The organism is Alteromonas profundi (genome assembly GCF_010500865.1).
GTDB lineage: Bacteria > Pseudomonadota > Gammaproteobacteria > Enterobacterales > Alteromonadaceae > Alteromonas > Alteromonas profundi.
In genome coordinates, this window is the sequence record NZ_JAAAWN010000049.1 from 1 (window position 1) to 6,326 (window position 6,326).

The 6,326-nt window shown below is 42.4% G+C and carries 4 protein-coding genes; all 4 read left to right on the forward strand.

Annotated elements, in window-relative coordinates; translation table 11 throughout:
- The coding region (locus tag GTH32_RS18680; RefSeq protein WP_163088644.1) for a TolC family protein at window positions 1-1,263 on the forward strand (1,263 nt) is incomplete at its 5' end.
- A gap of 2 nt (window positions 1,264-1,265) precedes the next feature.
- A complete protein-coding gene (locus GTH32_RS18685) occupies window positions 1,266-2,447 on the forward strand; it encodes an efflux RND transporter periplasmic adaptor subunit (protein ID WP_012516885.1) in 1,182 nt (393 codons plus the stop codon).
- A 15-nt stretch (window positions 2,448-2,462) separates the two neighbouring features.
- The gene (locus tag GTH32_RS18690; protein WP_123323871.1) at window positions 2,463-5,570 is read left to right on the forward strand and encodes an efflux RND transporter permease subunit; all 3,108 of its coding nucleotides are present in this window, start codon (window positions 2,463-2,465) and stop codon (window positions 5,568-5,570) included.
- A 43-nt stretch (window positions 5,571-5,613) separates the two neighbouring features.
- Window positions 5,614-6,326 (forward strand): cation diffusion facilitator family transporter (locus GTH32_RS18695; RefSeq protein WP_163088646.1); only part of this gene is annotated, 713 nt, incomplete at its 3' end.

A 6,326-nucleotide genomic window follows, 5' to 3' on the forward strand; every position in this document is an offset into this window, starting at 1 on the left:
CCTGTGCGCAAATTTACGCGCGCCGGAATATTGACTAGTGCATTGATGCTATCTCAAGCCAATGCATTGGCAGAACAAGTAACTTTAGACGATGCTGTTCAACTAACTCTCAGTCGTCATCCAACATTATTGAAATTCAGACCTCTTACTAGAGCTCTTGAGGGAGATCGCCAACAAGCTTTGCTTTCTCCAGCTTACACCGTAGGTGCTAATCTAGAAAATGTGATGGGCACGAGTTCGACTTCGGGAGTTCAAGCAGCAGAAGCAACCATCTCTCTATCTTCAGTGTATGAACTTGGTGGTAAGAAGAGTGCAAGAACACAGGTTGTGGATGCCAGAGCTGCCCTTTTAGATTCAGAGCAGTATTCAATGTCTCTCTCACTACTTGGTGGGCTCACTCAGCAGTATATTCGCGTTCTGGCACAACAGGAGCGTCTGCAAATAGCTGAGCGAAGTGTGAGCTTAGCTGAAGACGCTCTTACTGTAATCACTAATAGAATAAAAAGTGGTGCAACGAATGATGCTGAATTGTTCAGAGCTAAATCGGCTTTAAATCAAGCGAAATTAGAACTTGCGACAGCAAAGGTGAATGAAGAGATAGCCCTGCAATCTCTCACACTATTCTGGCAGGGCAATTATGAAGATATCACGCTTACTGGTTCTTTAAATTCACCCGCTACAAATTATTCCTACGAAACACTTTTTAACCAATTCTTATCATCATCGAATGCGGATTTACTAATTAAGTCACTTGACCTGAAGGACGCTGAAATTCAGTTGGCTAAGTCTGATAATACCGCAGACCTATCTTGGTCTGTTGGTGTTAGAAGGAATCAAGGAGCTCAAGATACATCGTTAGTTTTTGGTGCCTCAATTCCACTATTTGCTGAGAAGAGGAATTCGGGTGCAGTCAAATCTGCAATTGCTAGTAAGGAGGCGGAGTTATTAGAGCGAGACACCAAGTATCTCGATGTAAAAGCGATTCTATTTAAAGCAACGAAAAGCATAAATTTTAGTTCACAGGCAGCATTGCACCTGGAAAAAGAAGTAATGCCTGATTTGGAAAGAGCATTGGAGCTGACCAAGGAGGGCTATCAAAAGGGAATTTACACTTATCAAGAATGGTTTGCTTCACGTGATGCACTTCTCCAATCTCAACGGAGTCTCATCAACTATCGCGAAGCCACCCTGCTCAATGAAGCACTTATCGAACAATGGACAGGGCAATCTCTGAAATCATTCACTTTCAATCTCCAGGATTAATTATGCTAAAGCAAATTTTATTTTTATTTCTTATCGGCACTGTGACATCTATCGCGACCGCAAGTGAAGATGTCACCAATTCAAATGACAACCAAAATATATTCCAGAAAGGTAACATCAAAATAGAAGTAAGTATCGATGAAAGCCCCGAGGGCTCTGTAATTATTGCCTCGACTTTTGAAGATGGGAAGCCATTTATCCCTGATTCCTTTTCTATAGAGCTACAGAAGTTAGGTTCAAGCTCAGAAAAATTTGAGTTTCAAACTTCAGAGGGGGTTTTGCGGTCAATAAAAGCTCTGTCTGAACCTCATTCTTTTAGGGCTACTATTTATCTGACTGACAAAAGACGAAAGTATTCCTGGGAGTGGGAAAACTTCGAGGGAAGAACACAGATCTCAAGAGCATTAACTGAAAAGTTTCAATTAGCAACCTCCGAAGTTCAGAGTGGGACCATTGAAAGACATATCGAATTGTTGGGTACTCTTGTAATTCCACCCAAGAACAAGGCTGAAGTTAATGCGCGGTTCTCGGGAGTTGTAGAAACTCTCGCTTCGGATGTTGGTGACAGCGTGAAGGCTGGCGATGTAATTGCAAAAATTCAATCAAATGACAGCTTACAAACCTACATCGTGAAAGCGCCAATTTCGGGTACGGTAGTAAGTCGAAATGTTAATGTTGGGCAGTTGGTTACCAGTGAAACGCTTTATAAAATAGTCGACGCTGAAACGCTTTGGGCAGAATTGAAAGTATTTCCATCCAAGCGGGATACAATAAAGCAGGGCTCTTATATCCACATAAAAAAAGGTTCCCGACAGCAAGATGCAAAGGTCAAATTTCTCATTCCGTCAGGTTCACTTGAACCTTATCAGATCGCAATTGTTGAAATCACTAATACCGAAGGAGAATTCTCCCCCGGCGATATGGTTACAGGTGTAGTTGATGCTCAGAAAGTCGATGTTTCGCTTCGCGTTGAGAATGAAGCTATCCAATCAATGGATGGTAACTCAGTTGTATTTTTAAACGATGGTAACACGTTTCAAGCTGTCCCTGTCGAGCTGGGTATAAAAGATGACAACTTCACTGAAGTAAAGCGTGGCTTAATCGCTGGTCAAATTTACGTATCAAAAAATAGCTTTCTGATAAAAGCGGATCTTGAAAAATCCGGTGCCTCTCACGCTCACTAATCCTGGAGACGATAAATGATTGATAATATTATTCGTCTTTCAGTAGAAAGACGCTTTTTGTTTCTTGTTCTTGCACTAATCTTAATTGGGATCGGCGTTTGGAGCTACCAGCGATTACCTATTGATGCTGTACCAGATATTACAAATGTACAGGTTCAGATTAACACCAAAGCTCCGGGGTACTCACCATTAGAAGCTGAACAACGAATAACATTTCCTGTCGAAACAGCACTATATGGCTTGCCTAACTTATCCTATACACGTTCTATATCGAGGTATGGTCTTTCACAGATTACAGTTATTTTCGAAGAAGGAACGGATATCTTTTTTGCCCGAAATTTAATCGACGAAAGACTTGCTAACCTTAAAAGTGTTTTACCTGATGGCCTTGAGCCAGAAATGGGGCCAATCGCAACAGGGCTTGGCGAAATTTTCGTATATACACTGGAAGGGAAAGATGGAGCAACGTTACCCGATGGCTCGCCGGTCACACCTATGGCTTTAAGAGAGGTACAAGATTGGATCATTCGACCACAGTTAGCCCAGGTTCCGGGAGTAGTAGAAGTAAACACTATTGGAGGTTATGACAAGCAATATCACGTCAATCCCGACCCTGTAAAAATGCTGGAGATGGGAGTCTCGCTTAAAGACATTTCTGAAGCACTATATTTAAACAATGATAATGCTGGAGCAGGCTATATTGAGAAAAATGGCGAGCAACTTCTTGTTCGCTCTCCAGGTCAATTGACAGGGATAAAGGATATCGAAAATGTCGTAGTAGGAAAAAAAGGATCTGTTCCTGTTCTAATAAAAGATATTGGAACTGTAGGCTTGGGTAAGCAGCTGAGGACCGGTGCCGCTACAAGAAATGGTAAAGAGACAGTGATGGGAACGGTCATGATGTTGCTGGGAGAAAACTCAAGGGAAGTTGCAGCTTTAACTGCCAGTAAATTAACTGAAATTCAAAGATCGTTACCAAGCTGGGTAGTTACTGAACCCGCCTATGATCGAACTACACTGGTCGACAAAGCGATAAACACTGTGCAGAAGAACCTGCTGGAAGGAGCATTACTCGTAATTGTCATATTATTTTTACTACTAGGCAATATTCGAGCGGCTCTTATTACGGCTGCGATCATACCTATTGCTATGATGATGACAATCACTGGAATGGTCCAGAGAGGTGTTTCGGCAAATCTGATGAGTTTGGGGGCTTTAGATTTTGGTCTGATTGTCGATGGCGCTGTCATCATTGTTGAAAACTGTATTAGGCGCTTATCTGAAGCGCAACAGCATCACGGCAGACTTCTTCAACTCAAGGAACGTCTAGAAGAAGTGAAAATAGCAACGATTGAAGTAATCAGGCCCAGCTTATTTGGAGTCGGGATCATAACCGCTGTTTATCTGCCTATTTTTACTTTAACAGGCGTAGAGGGAAAGATGTTTCATCCCATGGCAATAACTGTTGTTATCGCTCTTATTGCGGCAATGATTTTGTCACTGACGGTAGTGCCTGCAGCGATCGCAATTTTCATGGGGGGAAAAATCAGTGAAAAGGAGAGTTTTTTAATACGTTGGGTGAAACTGGCTTACGAACCAGCACTTAGAGCAATTCTTAAATTTAAAGCAGCTGCTCTCGGGGCTGCATTAACGCTTGTAATCTTCTGTGGATGGCTGGCAACAACGCTTGGTTCTGAATTTATTCCTCAACTGGATGAAGGTGATGTTGCTTTACAGGCTTTACGAATAACGGGTACCGGTCTAAACCAATCAATTCAAATGCAAGAACAACTTGAAGATGCGCTGTTGGAAATTCCAGAGGTAGGGGTAGTCTTTGCGAAAATAGGTACACCGGAAGTCGCTACAGACCCGATGCCTCCTAATGTAGCCGATAGTTTTATAATACTTAAACCTCGATCAGAGTGGCCTGATCCAGCTAAATCTAAAACGGATTTAGTGGCTGAAATTGAATCAGTCGCCTCAAAAATGCCTGGTAATAATTATGAATTTACCCAACCAATTCAAATGAGATTCAATGAATTGATTTCCGGCGTAAGGGCTGATGTTGCAGTCAAAGTTTTCGGTGATGATTTAGATCAATTGTTGGTGACTGCAAATGAGGTAGCTGAGATTGCTAAGTCGATTCAAGGTGCCGCAGACACTCGAGTTGAGCAAGTTGCTGGTCTTCCTATGCTGTCTATATTACCAAAGCGAGAAGCCCTCGCAAGGTATGGCCTAAACGTAGCAGACATTCAAGCACTCGTTTCAACAAGCATAGGAGGCAAGGAAACAGGCATAATCTATGAAGGCGATCGCCGGTTTAAGCTTGTAATCAGATTATCTGAAGAATTGCGTACGAATATTGACAAATTAGAGAGCCTACCTGTTCCTGTTGGTAATAGTTTTGTACCACTTGAAGAGGTAGCCACTCTCGAGTTAAAGCCGGCGCCTGCACAGATCAGCCGAGAGAATGGAAAGCGCAGAGTTGTCGTAACGACTAACGTACGAGGAACCGACCTAGGAGGATTTGTCGTTGATTTACAAAAAAGACTTAAATCCGATTTAAAAATGAAGGAAGGATATTGGTTAGAGTTTGGTGGTACCTTTGAACAACTGGAATCCGCCAGCAAACGGCTGACTTTAGTCGTTCCGGTTACGCTTGCGTTGATAGTTGGCATACTCATTATGGCGTTTGGGTCTGTTAAAGACGCATTGATAATTTTCACTGGTGTACCACTAGCCTTGACTGGAGGAGTACTGGCACTCTGGATTAGAGATATGCCTCTTTCAATTTCTGCGGGAGTAGGCTTTATCGCTTTGTCCGGGGTCGCGGTTTTGAATGGACTAGTGATGGTCGCATTCATCAGACAACTCTGGCAGGAAAATGGTGATATTTATACTTCAGTAATTCGAGGGGCCATAATCCGGCTTCGACCTGTTTTGATGACTGCGTTAGTGGCCAGCTTAGGCTTTGTTCCCATGGCACTTAATACAGGAACAGGTGCTGAAGTACAAAGACCGCTCGCCACTGTAGTCATTGGGGGAATTATATCGTCAACTTTACTGACACTGTTTATATTACCTGCGCTTTATCAGCTCGCACATAACAAACGCAACTCTTAATCAAATTTTACGCCCGGTATGTTCCGGGCGCACCGGAGCCTCTATGACTCATAATCATTCGAATAGCTCAAACAAAATTGGGTGGGCTTTTCTATTAAATTTCAGCTTCACAATTATTGAATTTATTGGCGGCTGGCTAACGAACAGCACTGCTATAATGGCAGATGCTGTTCATGATCTCGGCGATTCAATTTCTATTGGAAGCGCCTGGTGTCTCAATAAGTTAGGAGAGAGAGAGGCCGATGAAAATTTCACATATGGGTACAAGCGACTCAGCCTGTTAGGGGCATTTATTAACGGAGCCGTACTTATCCTTGGCTCAATCTGGGTATTATCAGAAGCCATTCCTCGAGTATTAGACCCGGTCGTTCCAAATACAGAAGGCATGATATTACTTGCGATTCTAGGTGTCGCTGTAAACGGCTTTGCTGTGTATAAACTCCAGGGAGGAAATACCCTAAACGAGAGAGTGTTGAACTGGCATTTATTGGAGGACGTTTTAGGCTGGGTTGCTGTATTAATTATTGCCATAGTAATGCAATTTGTCGACTGGCCAATTTTAGACCCCCTACTTTCGATTGGCTTTACGCTTTTTATATTGTTTAATGTAATTCGAAACTTATTAGCAACCTTAAAATTATTTTTGCAAGGTGTTCCAGAGAAAAACTTATACAAACAAGTGTTAGATGAACTCCGGAGTGTTGATAGAGTTGAATATATCCATGACTTAAAAATTTGGTCACTTGACGGAGAACA